The 16633-nt window shown below is 43.0% G+C and carries 16 protein-coding genes, 1 tRNA gene and 1 other RNA gene; 10 read left to right on the forward strand and 8 right to left on the reverse strand.

The annotated features are described in order from the left end of the window. Positions 1 to 136: 136 nt before the first annotated feature. The 5 genes from NT010_08590 (at position 137) to fsa (ending at position 6047) form a co-directional block, all read left to right on the forward strand. Entirely contained in the window at positions 137 to 1729 is a 1593-nt protein-coding gene (locus tag NT010_08590) for a PAS domain S-box protein (GenBank protein MCX5806107.1), read from the forward strand. A gap of 506 nt (positions 1730 to 2235) precedes the next feature. After that, on the forward strand, positions 2236 to 2490 hold the full coding sequence (locus NT010_08595; GenBank protein MCX5806108.1) for a hypothetical protein: 255 nt from the start codon (positions 2236 to 2238) through the stop codon (positions 2488 to 2490). A 106-nt stretch (positions 2491 to 2596) separates the two neighbouring features. Beyond that, complete coding sequence (locus NT010_08600) at positions 2597 to 4042, forward strand: DUF3300 domain-containing protein (protein MCX5806109.1); 1446 nt, start codon at positions 2597 to 2599, stop codon at positions 4040 to 4042. A gap of 52 nt (positions 4043 to 4094) precedes the next feature. Next, positions 4095 to 5060: a DUF2950 domain-containing protein gene (locus NT010_08605; protein ID MCX5806110.1), complete on the forward strand. Its 966-nt coding sequence runs from the start codon at positions 4095 to 4097 to the stop codon at positions 5058 to 5060. 342 nt (positions 5061 to 5402) lie between these two features. After that, positions 5403 to 6047: a fructose-6-phosphate aldolase gene (gene fsa, locus NT010_08610; protein ID MCX5806111.1), complete on the forward strand. Its 645-nt coding sequence runs from the start codon at positions 5403 to 5405 to the stop codon at positions 6045 to 6047. A 10-nt stretch (positions 6048 to 6057) separates the two neighbouring features. On the opposite strand, the gene NT010_08615 is transcribed toward fsa, so the two are convergent. From NT010_08615 to NT010_08645, 7 genes are all read right to left on the reverse strand, one after another. Further along, positions 6058 to 6183, reverse strand: coding sequence for a hypothetical protein (locus NT010_08615; GenBank protein MCX5806112.1), 126 nt, complete (start codon positions 6181 to 6183; stop codon positions 6058 to 6060). Positions 6184 to 6241: 58 nt separating this feature from the next. Next, a complete protein-coding gene (gene recR, locus NT010_08620; protein MCX5806113.1) occupies positions 6242 to 6838 on the reverse strand; it encodes a recombination mediator RecR in 597 nt (198 codons plus the stop codon). Then, positions 6839 to 7159, reverse strand: a complete 321-nt coding sequence (locus tag NT010_08625; GenBank protein ID MCX5806114.1) for a YbaB/EbfC family nucleoid-associated protein — start codon at positions 7157 to 7159, stop codon at positions 6839 to 6841. Between the two features lie 191 nt (positions 7160 to 7350). Further along, positions 7351 to 8883 carry a DNA polymerase III subunit gamma/tau gene (gene dnaX / locus NT010_08630; GenBank protein ID MCX5806115.1) on the reverse strand — a complete coding sequence of 511 codons (1533 nt, stop codon included), beginning with the start codon at positions 8881 to 8883 and terminating at the stop codon, positions 7351 to 7353. 160 nt (positions 8884 to 9043) lie between these two features. Further along, an RNA gene (gene ffs, locus NT010_08635) (signal recognition particle sRNA small type) lies at positions 9044 to 9141 on the reverse strand. Between the two features lie 215 nt (positions 9142 to 9356). Then, a tRNA-Ser gene (locus tag NT010_08640) sits at positions 9357 to 9450 on the reverse strand. Positions 9451 to 9546: 96 nt separating this feature from the next. Beyond that, complete coding sequence (locus NT010_08645) at positions 9547 to 10845, reverse strand: adenylosuccinate synthase (GenBank protein MCX5806116.1); 1299 nt, start codon at positions 10843 to 10845, stop codon at positions 9547 to 9549. A gap of 201 nt (positions 10846 to 11046) precedes the next feature. Here NT010_08645 and NT010_08650 point away from each other — a divergent pair, with 201 nt between their 5' ends. Next, positions 11047 to 12045: a Tim44 domain-containing protein gene (locus NT010_08650; protein ID MCX5806117.1), complete on the forward strand. Its 999-nt coding sequence runs from the start codon at positions 11047 to 11049 to the stop codon at positions 12043 to 12045. 145 nt (positions 12046 to 12190) lie between these two features. On the opposite strand, the gene NT010_08655 is transcribed toward NT010_08650, so the two are convergent. Continuing rightward, entirely contained in the window at positions 12191 to 13051 is an 861-nt protein-coding gene (locus NT010_08655) for a 3-hydroxyacyl-CoA dehydrogenase NAD-binding domain-containing protein (GenBank protein ID MCX5806118.1), read from the reverse strand. A gap of 287 nt (positions 13052 to 13338) precedes the next feature. Here NT010_08655 and NT010_08660 point away from each other — a divergent pair, with 287 nt between their 5' ends. The 4 genes from NT010_08660 (at position 13339) to NT010_08675 (ending at position 16628) form a co-directional block, all read left to right on the forward strand. Then, a complete protein-coding gene (locus NT010_08660) occupies positions 13339 to 14109 on the forward strand; it encodes an IclR family transcriptional regulator (GenBank protein ID MCX5806119.1) in 771 nt (256 codons plus the stop codon). A 13-nt stretch (positions 14110 to 14122) separates the two neighbouring features. Next, positions 14123 to 14368 (forward strand): hypothetical protein, encoded by a 246-nt coding sequence (locus NT010_08665; protein MCX5806120.1) that lies wholly within the window; start codon positions 14123 to 14125, stop codon positions 14366 to 14368. A gap of 13 nt (positions 14369 to 14381) precedes the next feature. Then, positions 14382 to 14588 (forward strand): hypothetical protein, encoded by a 207-nt coding sequence (locus NT010_08670; GenBank protein MCX5806121.1) that lies wholly within the window; start codon positions 14382 to 14384, stop codon positions 14586 to 14588. A gap of 81 nt (positions 14589 to 14669) precedes the next feature. After that, positions 14670 to 16628, forward strand: a complete 1959-nt coding sequence (locus NT010_08675; GenBank protein ID MCX5806122.1) for an aldehyde dehydrogenase — start codon at positions 14670 to 14672, stop codon at positions 16626 to 16628. The last annotated feature ends 5 nt before the right edge of the window (positions 16629 to 16633 follow it).

The raw sequence follows: 16633 nt of genomic DNA on the forward strand, positions 1-16633 counted from the left end.
TAGTTCTAACCATTATTGTTGTTTACAAATTAACTAAAATTATTGGACAATAAAACCAATAAAGGACGAATATACAGAAATATTGCTTGGCAAACTTTTATTTTTCTGGCACTATAAATAATCATAGGAAGGCCGGATGAAAGATTTACTCAGAACAAAACCAGAACTGATCAAAGAGGATTCCTTACTAAAACAAAAAACCAAAGAGCTGGAAGAGTCTAAGACAAGATGCAATAAGGACGATGGAACCTTTTGGAAGAGTGATTACCTTTATCATGCTTTTTTTGATCTCGCCCCGGACCCCATGGCAATTACCGATTTTGATAATGGGCGTATAATTGACGTCAATCAGGCTTTTGTAGCATGGTCTCATCTCTCGCGAGATGCATTGATAAGCCACACCACCACAGAACTCGGTTTTTGGGTTAACAATAAGAGCAGGGATGCAATTCTTGATCAATTACACAATAAAGGGTTTGTTGGTAATGCTGAAATAGAATTGAAGAGAGGAAGGGATGAGCTCCGGCAAATTATTTTTTTCGGAAAGCTTATAGAGATAGAGAATAATAAATGTTTCTTGTTTGTTGCTCGTGACATCACCGAACGAAAGCTTGTAGAGGAGGCGTTGAAACAATCGGAGCATAAATTGTCAGACATCATTGAATTCCTTCCTGATGCTACCTTTGTCATTGACGCAGACGGAAAGGTCATCGCCTGGAACAGGGCTATAGAACAGATGACCGGGGTTCTTAAGGATGAGATGATCGGCATGGGAAATCATGAATACGCCATTCCATTTTATGGTCATCGCAGACCGCTTCTCATAGACCTTGCCTTACTGCAGGATGAGGATTTCGAAAGAAATCATTATGAAGGTATTTATAGACAAGGCGACACTCTGTATGCAGAGGCTTATGTTCCACAGACATATAGAGGGAAAGGTGCATCTTTGTGGGGCACGTCTTCAAGATTGCGTGACGCTTATGGAAATATCGTCGGTGCTATAGAATCCATACGTGACATTACCGACCACAAACGGGCCGAAGAAAAGTTGAAGGACTCTTACGAACAGCTGCGCATGTTGTCGGCTCACATACAGGAAGCAAGAGAGAAAGAACGAACAGGAATCGCCCGGGAACTCCATGACGTTCTGGGACAGATCCTCACTGTTATTAATATGGATCTTTCCTGGATGAACAAAAAAATACCTGCTCAGGAAAAAGAGTTGCTCGGCAAGGTTTCCTCTACACGTACGCTGGTCAAGCAAGCCATTAAGACCGTGCAAAAGGTGTCGGCGGGTCTAAGGCCCATAATTCTCGATGATTTTGGCATAGCCGAGGCAATCGCCAACGGCGTTAAAGAATTTCAGGATCAAACAGGCATAGACGCCAGCTTTACGATGGACCAGACTATAGACATCGATAAGGAAAGCGGCAGTTCACTCTACAGGATATTCCAGGAAGCCCTTACCAACGTTATACGCCATGCTAAAGCAACGAAACTTGAGGTCTCTTTATGTAAAAACATCAGCAGCATACAATTGACAGTGAAGGACAACGGACGTGGGATCTCAAATATGGAGATATCCGATAAAAAATCGTTCGGCATCCTGGGGATGCAGGAGAGGGCATCCTTTATCGGTGGGCACCTGGAGATCTCCGGGTCAAAGGACCTGGGAACACGGATAATGGTCGAAATTCCTTTGAAAAAGAGCGAAGCAGAACAATGATTACGATCCTCATCGCTGTTGACCATTTTATCATTCGTCATTGCTGTCTGATTCGCACATTGCTGAGTGTATGGCAGCCAAGGGCTTGAAAATCCGAACCAAACATTATCCACCAAATTACATATCTTAGGTGTTGTAAGGAGATTTGTTTCATAACCCAGGATGTGAGCGGCAGAGTTTATCGAGCAATGCTATCTTTCGACATTGTTGTCGATATTTTTCCAAAAAATGACAAAAATGTTGGTAAATTATGGTTTGATAGATGGTTTCCCTAATGATATCTATTTATTAGAAACAAGTCTTTCTGGTATGAATGTTGCTAAATAAGTAAACAGCCTGGCAAGTTCCTGAGTAATAGATGGAATTATCCGGAAAGAATGTTACAAATGGCATAACGTTGGGCCCTTGACAGGGAAGGAGGTACCCAATGAAAACAAAAATAATCCTACTTGTATTAACCTTTTTGGCAGGATGTGCTATTGTTCCGGTTGCTCCGGTTGCTCCCTATGATGCCTACGGTCCGTATTACTCATCTCCTTACTATGCTCCACCTGTGTATGGATACTATGAATACGGTTACTATAGACCCTGGTATAATGGCTATCACGGTACTCGATATGATAGTTATTATAGAGAAAGAGGATTTGGTTACCATGGTGGTTATGGACATCATAGGTAAGGAAATTAATGTACCCTTTGAATATTTGACATTAATTGAGAACAATGCCAAGGTAAAACAAGTGTGTTACATAAAGAACTAAAATAAGGAGACAACATAAGAATTGCTGAATAATTGGCATTATCCCCATGATAAATTATACAACCTTATGACGAACCAGTGGGTGGTACGTGAAAGAGAGGAAAAAGATGACCGCAAAAACATGTGTTAGGATATTAATATGGGTACTTGTTCTGCTTACAGCAGCACCTCCTGGCGTTTTTGCCCAGAGTAGCGGTGTACCGCCAGTGTTTAGGCAGGAACAGTTGGACCAGATTCTGGCGCCAATAGCACTCTACCCGGACTCATTGCTCGTTCAGGTGCTGATGGCCGCCACCTATCCAATAGAGGTTGTTGAGGCAAATCGTTGGGCCACGGCAAATCGGAGCTTGAGTGCAGGCCGGTTTGCTGCTGCTCTGGACCAGCAGAACTGGGATCCGAGCATCAAGTCGTTAGTGAATTTTCCCTCAGTTCTGGGGATGATGGACCAAAGACTTGATTGGACACAAAGACTGGGAGATGCATTCTTAAGCCAGGAAGATCAGGTAATGGCCACGGTTCAGAAACTGAGAGCAGTAGCACAGGCCCAGAATACGTTGCTAAACACAAACCAGCAAAGAGTGATAACCCAGGGCCAGATTATTGTGATTGAGCCCGTCAATCCTCAGGTTGTTTACGTGCCCGCTTATGACCCCATGATCGTATATGGTCCTTGGTGGCATCCCGCCTACCCTCCTTACCGTTGCTATCCGGTAGGAACAGTAATAACGGGCAGCATTATCTCCTTTGGGCTGGCCGTAGTCATCGGAGCAGCCTGGGGCTATGCTTGGGGCGGCTTTGACTGGGGACACCATCGCGCAACCATCAATGTATATCAGAACACATATGTCAACAACCGCTATATAAACCGTAATGTGTATGCCAGTCGCTATAGTGGTGGCCATGGCGCATGGCAGCATGACCCGGTTCACCGAAAAGGTGCCATATATAGGGATCAAAATGTAGCCCAGCAGTTCGGACAAGTGCCTAAGGGTAATCCTGATGAGAGACGTGACTTCAGAGGCCATACTCCGGACACTACTGGAATGTCGCAGACCCGGAATAGGGGTGACGTGCAGGGGCATAGAGATGTTTCAGGAACTAACCGACCACCGGCACAGAGAGATATAAATGCTACCGCACGTCAGGTGCCTCAACAACAGAGAGTGCAGGCACATCAACAACAAGCGCGGGTACCTCAGCAGCAGAGAGCCCAGGTACCCCAACAGCAGAGGGTTCAAGCATCTCAACAGCAAGTTCAGGTGCCTCAGCAGCAGAGAGCCCAAACACCTCAACAACAGAAAGTACCCACTGTCCTTAACGGTGTCGGCAATAGTGGCCGTGAGGTAAAGACGCAAAGTGACCGCGGCCTTGCAAGCCGCCAAACTGTGATCACCCCGAAAGTTGGCCTGGCAACCCAAAGTGCAAACGTGAGTCGTCCCGGGGGTACGCAAGGAACCCAGCCGAGCAATGTAAATGTAGGTCGTCCAGGAAGTGAAAAGGGAAACCAGCCAGGCGGTGCAAACGCAGGTCGTCCCGATGGGAGTCATCCTTGATAATCATTCGGCCAGAACCACTTACAAATATCCACTTAAGGAGGAATAACATATGATTCAGATGATTTCATATAAGAAACATATTTCTGTATATCGGCTCACTCCGGCGGCTATCTTCGTTCTCATGATGACCATCTTGCTTATTCACTCCCCTGCCAATGCTGCAGCTACCAGGCAGAAGTTCTTCTCGTCTCCTGAAAGTGCTGTGGAAGCAATGGTCAGCGCATTAAAAAATAATGACCAAAAAATGCTTACGGCCATCTTTGGACATGGGAGCAAAGACCTTTTTTCTTCCGGCGACGATGTTGTCGATAGGGAAGATCGTGAACATTTTTTAAGGTCCTATGAGGAAAATAAGAGACTGGAGAAAATGGGAGACAAAAAGGCAATATTCCATGTTGGAAACAAAGACTGGCCTTTTCCCATACCTATTGTGAAGAGAGGCAGATCATGGTTTTTTCATACCAAAGAAGGCAAGGAAGAGATCATTAACAGAAGGATTGGGAAGGATGAGCTTAATGTTCTCCGGGTATGTATGGCCTATGTGGATGCTCAGCGGGAATATGCACTCAAGGATCGCGATGGCGACAAGATTTTGGAATACGCCGGGAAGTTTGTAAGTGATCCTGGAAAGAAAGACGGCCTTTACTGGGAAACAAAGGAAGGTGAGGAGTTGAGCCCTCTGGGGCCTTTCGTTGCAGCAGCCAGAGAGGAAGGTTATGCTACAAAGGAGCCTTATAGCAAACCTATACCCTACCATGGTTACTATTACAAGATTCTTACGGCCCAGGGAAAGAATGCTGCTGGAGGGGCTTATGATTATATAGTCAATGGCAAGATGGTCGGAGGCTTTGCGCTTGTGGCCTATCCTGCCAGGTATGGAAGCTCCGGGATCATGACTTTTGTGGTTAATCAGGATAGTGTGGTTTACGAGAGGAACCTGGGGAAAAGTACGGAAGAGATCGCACAAGCGATGAAAATATTCGATCCGGACAAGGAATGGAAGAAGGTAGAATAGGTACCTCTTTAGTCCATGATCACCTGTAAGGAGAAAAAGAACGGGGTGACAGGTAAGCCCCCCGCTATATTCTCATGATACATTGCCATTGAGTTCCGTATTGTCGAGTGTGTGAAGCACCCTCGACAATACGGAACTATAAATTATCAAAACATGGACAACATTACCTTGCCTTTTTTGTTACTAAAAGCTCGATAAATAACAGCAAAAAAATAATAAAAACTGTTTTCAAAAATATTTTGGTATTATCTTTGATTAAATAAGCTTTCATATTTTTTGATAAAATTGTATATAATTCCACAGCAACATCTAAAAAGACTCGAAAACAATGGAGGTAAGGGGATGAAGTTCTTTATTGACACTGCAAATATTGCAGAGATTAAAAAAGGTATTGAAATGGGTCTTGTTGACGGAGTTACAACCAATCCAACACTGCTTTCAAAAGAAAAAAAGGCTCCGGAAGCTGTCATAAAGGAAATTCTATCTCTTGTTGACGGACCTGTGAGCCTCGAAGTAATAGCAACGGATTCAAAGGGTATGTGTGAGGAGGCAAGGAATCTGTCCATATTGGGATCAAATGCAGTTATAAAAATACCTATGACCGAAGCAGGCATAAAGGCAGTGAGAACGCTATCGCAGGAAGGCATTAAAACAAATGTAACACTGGTATTCCAGCCTCTTCAGGCGCTCATTGCAGCAAAGGCCGGCGCTACATATGTAAGCCCCTTCATTGGAAGGCTTGATGATATATCGCAAAGAGGTATGGGCATCATCGAAGAGATTGGCACGATATTCAACAACTACGGTTTTGATACGGAAATTATCGTTGCAAGTATCAGAAACCCTGTTCATGTGCTTGATGCAGCACTCATAGGTGCGGATATCGCGACAATTCCCTTTAATGTCCTGAAACAACTCATCAGCCATCCATTAACAAACATTGGACTTGAAAGATTCTTAAAAGACTGGAAAAGTATTCAAAAGTGATTGGAGTTTACTAAATTCTTTCTTTTAATGTGGCCGGAATACTCTTTTGCTCCCTGCTGTGGTACTCAACCAGGGGGTAGGTCGTATGCTCGATTCCTGCACCCACCTTCGGCGGGTACCCGCGATTCGTACTCATAGATAGCACCCAGAGGGCACCAGGGCAACGAAGTTACATGATTGAAGGTGAATTGGTATTAGAGGCTTTTTCTGTTATCTATCGAACTCTTGATGGTAAGAGGGTCAATATAGACGATATCACCGCCTATGGGTATACCTGACGCTATTCGTGTAATTTTTATATCCAGCGATTTCAAAATTTCGCTGATATAATGGGCTGTTGTATTCCCTTCCATATTTGGATTGGTTGCTATGATTACTTCCGTAATCCCTTCCCGGATAATTCTTTCTTTCAGCTCCTTAATCCTCACTTCATCGGGGCCAATCCCTTCAATGGGATTGATGACGCCGTGGAGGATATGATACCTGTAATGTCCTGGGTTCGATGACTCAATAACCATCATATGCGATGATTCTTCCACAACACATACGGTATGCTTGTCTCTTCTTTCGTCACGGCACGTAAGACATGGGTCAACATCCGTAATATTGAAGCATACGCTGCACAGCTTTATCTTGTTTTTTACATCCAGCAGGCTTTGAGAAAGTTCGGATATATAACTTTCCTTTGAGTTTAACAGAAAAAAGGACAGTCTCGTTGCTGTCTTTTTGCCTATTCCCGGCAGTCTGGAAAGGTTTTCTATTAGTCTTTCAATAGGTTCAGGATAAAACATTTACAACCCGAAAGGCATTTGTCCGCCGCCGAAACCGGTGACTTTTTCCATTTCTTCCTGCATCATATCTTTCGATTTGTTCAAGCCTTCATTCACGGCAGCAACAACAAGATCTTCAAGGAGTTCTTTGTCCTTCTCTTCCCAGATTTCATCTGAAATCTTCAACGAGATTATTTCCTGTTTTCCGTTCACCACACAGGAGACCATTCCACCGCCTGATTGGGCTTCAACGGTCCTAGTTGCCATCTCAGATTGAACTTTCTGGAGTTTATCCTGAATCTTTTTTGCCTGGCTTAACAATTGTCCAAAATTCTTCGACATATATCCTCCTCTTCTTTAATTTCAGCGGGTAAACCCCCGCAGCTTACTGCGCGTTGTCATTCCGTGCATGACACGGGAGTTTTTACTTGCAAAGCAACATCTGGGAAACTAAGTTCACTAAATACTGGATCAAATCAGGCATGACATGAACTACCCCGCCTCAAGCGAAAGGGAAAGCTCTTTAGCCATCCTCATATCTTAAATAGCGATTCTGCTTCTTTCACATAATCTTCAAGCAAATGCCTTTTCTCTCCTGAAACTCTAAAATTAAGACCCATATCTTTGCCAAAAAACACTTTTAAGTGTTGTTTTATTTCTTCTTTCAAATTCATGTCATTTTTTACAAAAGCATACTTTTTATCGAGCGATATTATAATATTTTCATCTTCTATTTTGAGGTCAAGATTTTCAAGAATACTTCCGATAAAAGGTTTTTTCTTTCTCAGATACTCAACAAAATCCTGCAAATCTCCCTGTGGCTTAGTTTCATAGTTATGTTCTTCTTTGTGCCCATTTTTATTAGATTCATGCTCTGCTGTATTTTCTGTTTGCTCCGGCTTATGATCTGTTCGGTTATCTTCATGTTCCTTTTGTTCACAATTATCCAGGTTATCCAGAATCTTATCAACATCCCTCAATCTCGAAAGATTGTAAAGATTGATATAAAGTACTTCCAGCGAAATCCTGGGGAAAAAACCCTTTATCAGATCTTCAGACTTAAGCAGGTAGGTAAGCATATTCTGTATCTCATAGTATTCAATATCTTTGAGCATAAAGGTGATTTTATCATATTCCTCCTCGCCCATATGAATAAAGGGCGGCATGGCATCATAGACTTTTACTATCATGATGTTTCTGAGAAATGAAATAAGCCCTCCGTACAGATGATATGCATCATAACCTTCATTCAGCACCCTTCCGATTATTTCCAACCCCAGTTTCATATCCCCATCTATAATAGACTTTACAATATCGTACAACGTATCCTTTTCTATAACACCTATTATGCTTATTACATCTTTTTCGGTTATGCGGTTTCCACTGTATGCAATAATCTGGTCCAGAATAGATTCGGCATCCCTCATACTTCCATCAGCCTCTGTTGCTATATAACGGAATGCGCCTTCATCATATTCTACGCCTTCTGCCTTGCATACTTTTTTCATCTGTTCTACAATATCTTTCTCTGATATCCTTTTAAAATCAAATCTCTGACACCTTGACATGATTGTATAGGGGATCTTCTGGGGTTCTGTAGTAGCAAGGATAAAAATATTATTGCCTGGAGGTTCTTCAAGGGTCTTTAAAAAGGCATCTCTTGCCTGGGGCGTCAGCATGTGAGCTTCATCAAGGATATATAGTTTATACCTGCCTTTCATGGGCATGTATCTGACTGTCTCCGTCAATTCCCGTATGTCGTCTATCCCCCTTGTCGATGCAGCATCTATCTCCACTACATCTACGAAGCTTCCATTATCAATTGAAATACAGTTCTCGCAGACGCCGCATGGTTCTTCTTTTGGGCCATCAACGCAATTGACTGCCTTTGCGATAATCCTGGCCATAGAAGTTTTGCCCACACCTCTCGGACCGGTAAAAAGATATGCATGCGCAATTCTATTGAATTTTATAGAATTTTTTATTGTTGTAACTATATGGAGTTGGCCTATTACATCTTCAAGTCTTTTGGGTCTCCACCTTCGCGCTATAACTGTGTAATTCATCCGGATATGCCCTTTTTAGAATGTTGAATGATAAATGAAGAGCACGGAATGGAAAATGGAAAGTGGGGAATCCGTGATAAAAACTCATAACAATTATTAAATAGGAGCATTATGATTTCCATTTTTAACTTCAGATATTTCGTTCTTAATTCTGCATTTAAAAAACCAGGCTACCTGCGGCACACGGATTAGTTACTGCCGCTGCTTTCTTCCGAATCTGACGGGGTTCATAACCTCCACGTTGCGCAGGGCCTGGCGTATTTCATTGCTATTTCTGGGACACCCGCAGGCGGGCACCAGTTTCTCCCCTCCTACGGTACCAACTGTTTTAGCCGGGTACCCGTGGCTTACCAACTATCAAGAGCGATTACAAACATTACCCACGGGTGGCAGTCCCCTTCTCGCTCACTGCATGAGCCACATAGACTTTTTAGGATTTACCCTTGGGAATCTATGTTCTGTATACTTATTAATGGCGGAGAGACAGGGATTTGAACCCTGGGTACGCGTTTTAGCACGTACACACGATTTCCAGTCGTGCTCCTTCAGCCTCTCGGACATCTCTCCAGATAAAATTTTATACCATACTTATTAAAAGCTACACAAGGACTTTCAGAATATACAAAGGACTTATCAAAATGAAATACGAATATCTGATGTATATTACAGGTTTTGTATAAAAGGGTTTTTAAGCACTATTGTATTCTCTCTTTCAGGACCGGTTGAAATGATATCTATTTTAGCTTGAACAAGCTCTTCCAATCTCCTTAAATAGCTTTTTGCATTCGCCGGCAAATCACCATACTTCCTAATTCCCTTTAATGGGACTTCCCATCCGGGCACCTCTTCATAAACAGGCTTACATCCTGAAAAGGTGTGAACGTCCATCGGGGGTTCATCAAAAACCTTGTCTCCTATCTTATATTTCGTACATATCTTTATTTTCTCAAATCCATCAAGGACATCGAGTTTAGTTATACTGAGACCTGTAATCCCGTTAAGCTTAATTGCTTTCCTGGCAATCACAGCGTCAAACCAACCACACCTTCTCGGCCTTCCTGTCGTAGCACCATATTCACCGCCAAGCTCCCTTATTTTATCTCCTGTTTCATCCATCAATTCTGTTGGAAATGGACCTTCACCTACTCTTGTCGTATATGCCTTACATATACCGATTATAAAGTTTATGCATGTTGGCGGTACGCCTGTGCCTGAAGCGATATTTCCGGATACGGTGTTTGATGATGTAACGTAAGGGTACGTGCCATGGTCAATATCAAGATAAGTCCCCTGGGCACCTTCGAAGAGCATTTTTTTGTCTTTTTCTATACACTTGTGAAGAAAACTTACAGTATCAGCAGAGTATTTTTTAAGTAATTTTCGATATCCATCATATTTTTTTATAATATCCCTTGCTTTAAAAGGCTCATCCTTATAATATCTTTTTATTAAAAAGTTTTTTATTTCAAGGTTTTGTTTTACTTTTTCAGAAAATATTTTTTTATCAAACAGGTCAATTACCCTGATACCCATTCTGCTGACTTTATCCTCATATGCAGGGCCTATGCCTCTACCCGTTGTCCCTATTTTATTTTTAATCTTAGACTCTTTTAGCATATCCAGTTTCTTATGATACGGCATAATAAGGTGTGTCAGACCACTTACCATGAATTTCTTATCATCTTTCATATGGCCAGACGATTTCAGTTCATTTATCTCTTTTTCCAGCACCTCAGGATCCAGAACAACACCATTACCGATAATGCAATATTTTCCCTCATGCAATATGCCGGAAGGAACAAGGTGAAGTATTACTTTCTTGCCGCCTGCAACTATAGTATGTCCGGCGTTTGCTCCGCCCTGGAACCGTACTATGACATCAGCAAAACTGCTGAGCATATCTATAATTTTGCCCTTACCTTCATCACCCCATTGTACTCCTACTATTCCAACGCTTGGCATAAATGTTATTCTCCTGTATTATAATATTTTTTCACAGTAATCTTCTAATATACCATTGTACTAAAATCAAGCACAATATTCTCTCGGTCTCATACTGTCTTTGACATCCTTCGATACGATATGATATTATTACAATTCCTATAATTCAATCATTATAATTGCTTGTTTTATAAATGTTTACACCATGCAGGAGGAACCGATATGAAAAAAGTAGTAAAAAATAGATTTGATCTGCTCATAATTTTCACACTACTATCCTTTTTATTTTTTATTGGAATGGAATCTTTTGCTTTTGCCAGAGCTGGCGGGGGAAGATCATCAGGAAGCAGGGGCTTCAGTTCAGGAGGATCTTACCAAAGAAGCGCTCCATCCGGGACTTACCAGCAGCGTCAGCAGCAGGCTGCACCTCAAAGATCTCCGGTTCAGCAACCCGCTCCTTCATTCGGCAGGAGTCTGCTTTATGGTATAGGCGGCGGTCTTCTTGGAGGGATGATTGGCAGCATGCTTTTTGGAGGACGTGGCTATGCCGGTGGAGGCGGATGGGGCGGAGGCGGTGGATTCGGTTTTGGCGATCTTATTATTCTTTTGATCATCGGCGGTATAATTTATTTTGTATTCAAACGCTACCGGGCACGCAAACAGGAAATGTTGATGAGTACTACAGGGGCGGGTTATGCTTCTTCGCCCTCATATGGCTACAACGAATCTGCACCTGAGACATATGAACCACCAATGCAAGAGAATAACGTATCTCAGAACCTTCGTTATATAAAAGATATGGACCCATACTTTGACGAAAACAAATTCAAAGAACTCGCGGAAGATAATTTCTTTAAAATACAGGGGGCGTGGACAAAACGTGATTTGAGTGGTGTTGGAAACCTTCTTTCACCACAAATGTTTAACACATTTCAGAATGACGTAAACACATACATTGCAAATAAGCAGTTCAATCGTCTTGAAAACGTTGCAGTTCGACAGGTAGAGATAGTTGACGCTGCGCAGGATCAGGGCGAGGAATATATTACAGTAAAATTTCTTGCGAACCTGCTCGACTATACCATCGATGAAGTAAGCGGCCAGATAATATCGGGCAGTTCTATGGACCCGGTAAAATTTTGCGAATACTGGACCTTTAATAGAAAAATCGGCGACAAAAGTTGGGTTCTTGCCGGCATTACACAGGAGAAAGATTATTAATTAATCATCCCGCTGCAAACAACTGGGTATACATACCAATTCGGATTCATAGATAGAACATTGAATGCAGATTGATATCATCTGAAAGGAATAAAAAAAAAGGAGCGGACATGATCCGCTCCTTTTTTTTATTATATATATATTTTTACTTGTTGTATTCGTACCATCCGGCTCCTGTCTTTCTTCCAAGTCTTCCGATCTTTACCAGATTCTTCAGTTCCAGAGAAGATTCCCATTTCAGTTCAGCAGGTAACTCTTTTTTTAAATATTCATTAACATGCAAATTAATATCAAGGCCTGTAAGATCCATCAACTCAAAGGGCCCCATAGGGTAATTCAGACCAAGTTTTGCAGCCTTGTCGATATCTTCTTTTGTTGCAACACCCTGTTCGTAAAGTTTCATTGCTTCAATAAAGTGCGGTATCATAAGTCTGTTCACGATAAATGCTGGAATATCAATCTTTACTTCGACTCCTTCTTTGCCCATCTTCTTTGTCAGGTCGGCAGTTACTGCATATGTTGCATCACTGGTCAGATGGCCTCTTACGATTTCCACCAGTTTCATAAGCGGCACAGGATTAAAGAAATGCATACCAATAACTTTGTCCGGTCTCTTTGTTGCCGTTGCAATTTCGGTAATCGACATTGATGATGTGTTTGTTGAAAGTATTACATCTTTTCTGGTAATTTCATCCAGTTCTGCAAATACCTTTTTCTTTACATCCATTACTTCGATAATAACCTCAACGACAAAGTCCACGTCTTTGAGGTCTCCCATCTTGGTTGTACCTTTGATTCTTCCCATGACCTCATTCTTAGCCTCTGCAGTCATTTTTCCCTTTTCAACGCTCTTTGCAAGAAACTTATCGACGTTCTTTATACCGCTTTCTACGAACCTGTCTTCAATATCTCTCAGAATAACGTTGTAGCCTGCCTGAGCAGCTACCTGGGCAATTCCATTTCCCATAACGCCTGCGCCTAACACTCCAATAGTTTTGATTTCCATAAATTCCTCCGATTTGTTAATAAATTAAAAATTTCACATTTGGAATATTAACTGTTATTACAGGGAATAGTCAACTGTTTTGTATTCCTTACAATTAATTTATCAAATGATTTATATTCAAACAGCAAGATTAAAACCATGAAAAGACAGTATATGGAATTCTTTAAGCTTAAGATAATGGAGCTTCATGAGACGAGGTACGCTTTAGTTTTTTTTATTTTATTTTTTTCTTGACAAACAGTTTGCGTTTAATATATAAAACATATGTTTGATATAGAGAACAACTTATGGAATCTATTAACCCAAAAGGATTTAAGAGAGTGCCGGCTATCGACAAGTGTTTTACTCTTCTGGATCTGCTTGTTAAATCTAAAGAACCCATGGGAATCAGCGACATATCCGGGCGACTTGGCATCAATAAGAGCACGGTGTTCAACATCAGTCACACTCTTGTAGATCTCGATGTACTTGAGAATAGCCGTAACGGAAAATTTACCTTTGGTACACGCTTTTATATCTTGGCAAACATGGCTGGGAAGCGATCAACGCTACTACAGCTTGTGCGCCCTTACCTTGAACATATAAGCGAGAAAACGAATCTGTCTGTTTTCTTAGGACTTCGCTCTGATTGCCAGGCTATACTAATTGACAAAATAGATTCAGCTCACGGGATCAAAGTATCATCGGAAATAGGCACACAGATGCCAATCCTTGCAGGTGCCGGGATTAAGGCGATGTTATCCCAACTATCTGATGAGGTAATCGATGAGATTCTGGCTCGAACAGAACTGAAGCGATATACACCCTTATCCATTGTCGACAAGGATGTCTATAAAGAGGAGATCCTTGAAGTTCGTAAACAAGGTATAGCGTTTGACATAGGAGAATATATTGATGGGATGGTGGGTTTTGCCGTACCTGTCAAGACATATGGCAATAATGTTCAAGCTGCTATCTGGGCAGCTGGTCTGGTAGACCAGGTACCCGACTCGTCACGTTTGTGGCTTATAAGTTTGATGAAAAAGATTTGCGAAGATATTAATTGTCGATTACAGTGAGGATTTGAAAAATATGGACGGCCTGTATAGAACAATAATTTCAGGATGGGTAAGCGGTTCTCCTCTTAACAGGAGTGTGAAAGCATTCGTGTTTAAAAACACGAATTGCAGATTCCGCTATACAGTTCGTTTGACCTATGGCGGACAGTCCCGCATATCTGTTAAGTCATCTTTCGATAGCGAGCACAGCTCGCGAGAGGGGGAGTCTCCACGGGCTTTGCCCGAGGAGGGGGCGACGCGAGTCCCGGTAAATGATTAGAGGAGGGTAATACATGTATTTCAGGGTTTATTGTAACATAAAGGAGATCGAAGCCCCAGATATAGAAACTGCCGAGCAAATTCTAAAAGATTCGTTGCGAGAGGCTATTTGGTTGCTTCCAATCACAGATACTCCTGTAGCGCCTCCAGCAAGAGCACCTAAAACAGTTGAAGTAAAGGAAAAGAAAGGTGGACATGGTTCAATGACTGCGCGCCATTAGAAAATGCTGTGGAAGCACATGAAATATTAGCAGCCTGCGCAGCTGACATCAGGCTGCGAAGAGATATAGAGAGGTAATAAAATGAGGTATGCAGAGACAGGGTATAACTTAGAAATTGATTTGTCACGGGGAAGTATTGATAAGGTAGAGACCGATCCGAAAGATACGGCATTGTATCTGGGCGGTCATGCTATGAATGCGAAGATTCTATATGATCGAGTTCCTCCGGGCACCGATCCATGGTCTCCCGACAACCTGCTCATATTCGGCAACGGTCTGCTGAACGGCACATGTGTTCCCGGCGCTAACCGCGTCTCTGTTAATACTATTGCCCCGGTGAACGGATTTTTCGGGCATTCGCTTATGGGCGGATTTTTCGGGGCGGAAATGAAAATGGCCGGTTATGACAGAATAGTCATAAAGGGCGAGGCGCCCGACCTGGTCTATTTAGCGATACACGATGACAAAGTCGAGATCCGTGATGCCAGACATCTCCGTGGAAAAGGCATGGTTGATACTCAACGGATGATTCAGGAAGAGTTGAACGACAAAAGGGCCTGGGTGGCTGCCATTGGTCCAGCAGGTGAAAACAGGGTCATTATGGCCTCGATTGATTGCGGCAACTCGAGCGCCGCTCGAACCCCCGGACCGGTCATGGGAGCCAAAAAGTTGAAGGCAATTGCCATCCGCGGAACAAAAGACGTTAATCTTGCCCACCCTAATGAAATATGGGAGATGTGCTCACGCCTGAGAAAAGAACTTGATGCAAACCCGAATATCGGGGACTGGATGGCGACTGATGAAGACGACAGCTTCCATCACAACAATTTCTCATGGGGTAACGCCCGCGTACGCCGGAAGACCTTCTGGAGCGATTCTCTCGAAGAGAGATGGCGGAACCTCAAGCACGACCACATGAACCGCTGGACAGGCTGCTGGAATTGCCCGAAAGCCTGCCACAATCTCATTCAGTGGCCGAATCGGCGGAGATTTTCCTATAAGTGCTACGGAAAGGACACCTATCATATGGCCTCCTTCCAGGAGTTGGACTTCACTTATGAGATACTCCCTGTTGCTATGGACTTGGGGTTTGATTCTTACTCAACACCGCAAGTTATCGCCTTTGGCCTTGAACTCCTGGATGCCGGCATTTTAACTGAGAAGGATTTTCCGGGTATGCCCACAGACATTAGAAAAAGATTCTACTATCTCCTTCAAAAAATAGCATTCAGGGAAGACATAGGAGATATTCTTGCCCATGGTGTTTCCGGTGCGGCTGCCATAATCGGCAACGGGGCTGAGCAGTTCGATCACAACACTGTTAAGAAATTCGAGCAGTTGCCCATCAAACTCGGCAAACTCAATCCGGCCTATTTCCTTATGATAGCCACCGGCGAGGACATGGCTATAACACAGATCGAAGGTTCTTTCCCGCAAGACCCGATCACGGATCCGGAACTGAGGGAAGAATTCATTAAAAAGTGGGTCGCGGTCCCGGATAAAAAGTTCCATGACTGGTTCCGGCAGTGGGTAAAACGTGATCAGTTGCCCGACGATGCCATGTGCGCTATTACCGATTGGAACGAGTGCATGCACTACCTTGATGATGCCTTGGGATTCTGCGGATTCGTTTCCTCATTCCGGGGCCAGTTTGGTGGCACTACAGGATATCACGTATGGAATATGCCGCAGATAATCACCCACGCGACGGGGATCGAGTTTGACAAAGACAGATTATGGGAATGCTTCCAGAGGGACCGGAATCTGATCAGGGCCCTCAATAATAGATTGGGTCTGAGAAGATACATGGAGAGGCCGCCGGAGGATCACTGGGCGGTCAGGAATGAGGAGTACGAGCAGCAGTTGCTGACCAAATATTATGACTTCAAAGGTTGGACCTTTGACGGGATTCCGACCAAAGAGAACCTGGAGCGACTGAGCTTGGGCTATGTGGCCGAAGATTTGATCAAGAGGGGCGTTTTAACCGGCAATGAAGCTACCGCCCTCAATGATCCCAGGGCCAAGAAAGAGAAGGAATAAAGGAA

Source organism: Pseudomonadota bacterium, assembly GCA_026388275.1.
Taxonomy (GTDB): Bacteria; Desulfobacterota; Syntrophorhabdia; order Syntrophorhabdales; family Syntrophorhabdaceae; genus JAPLKB01.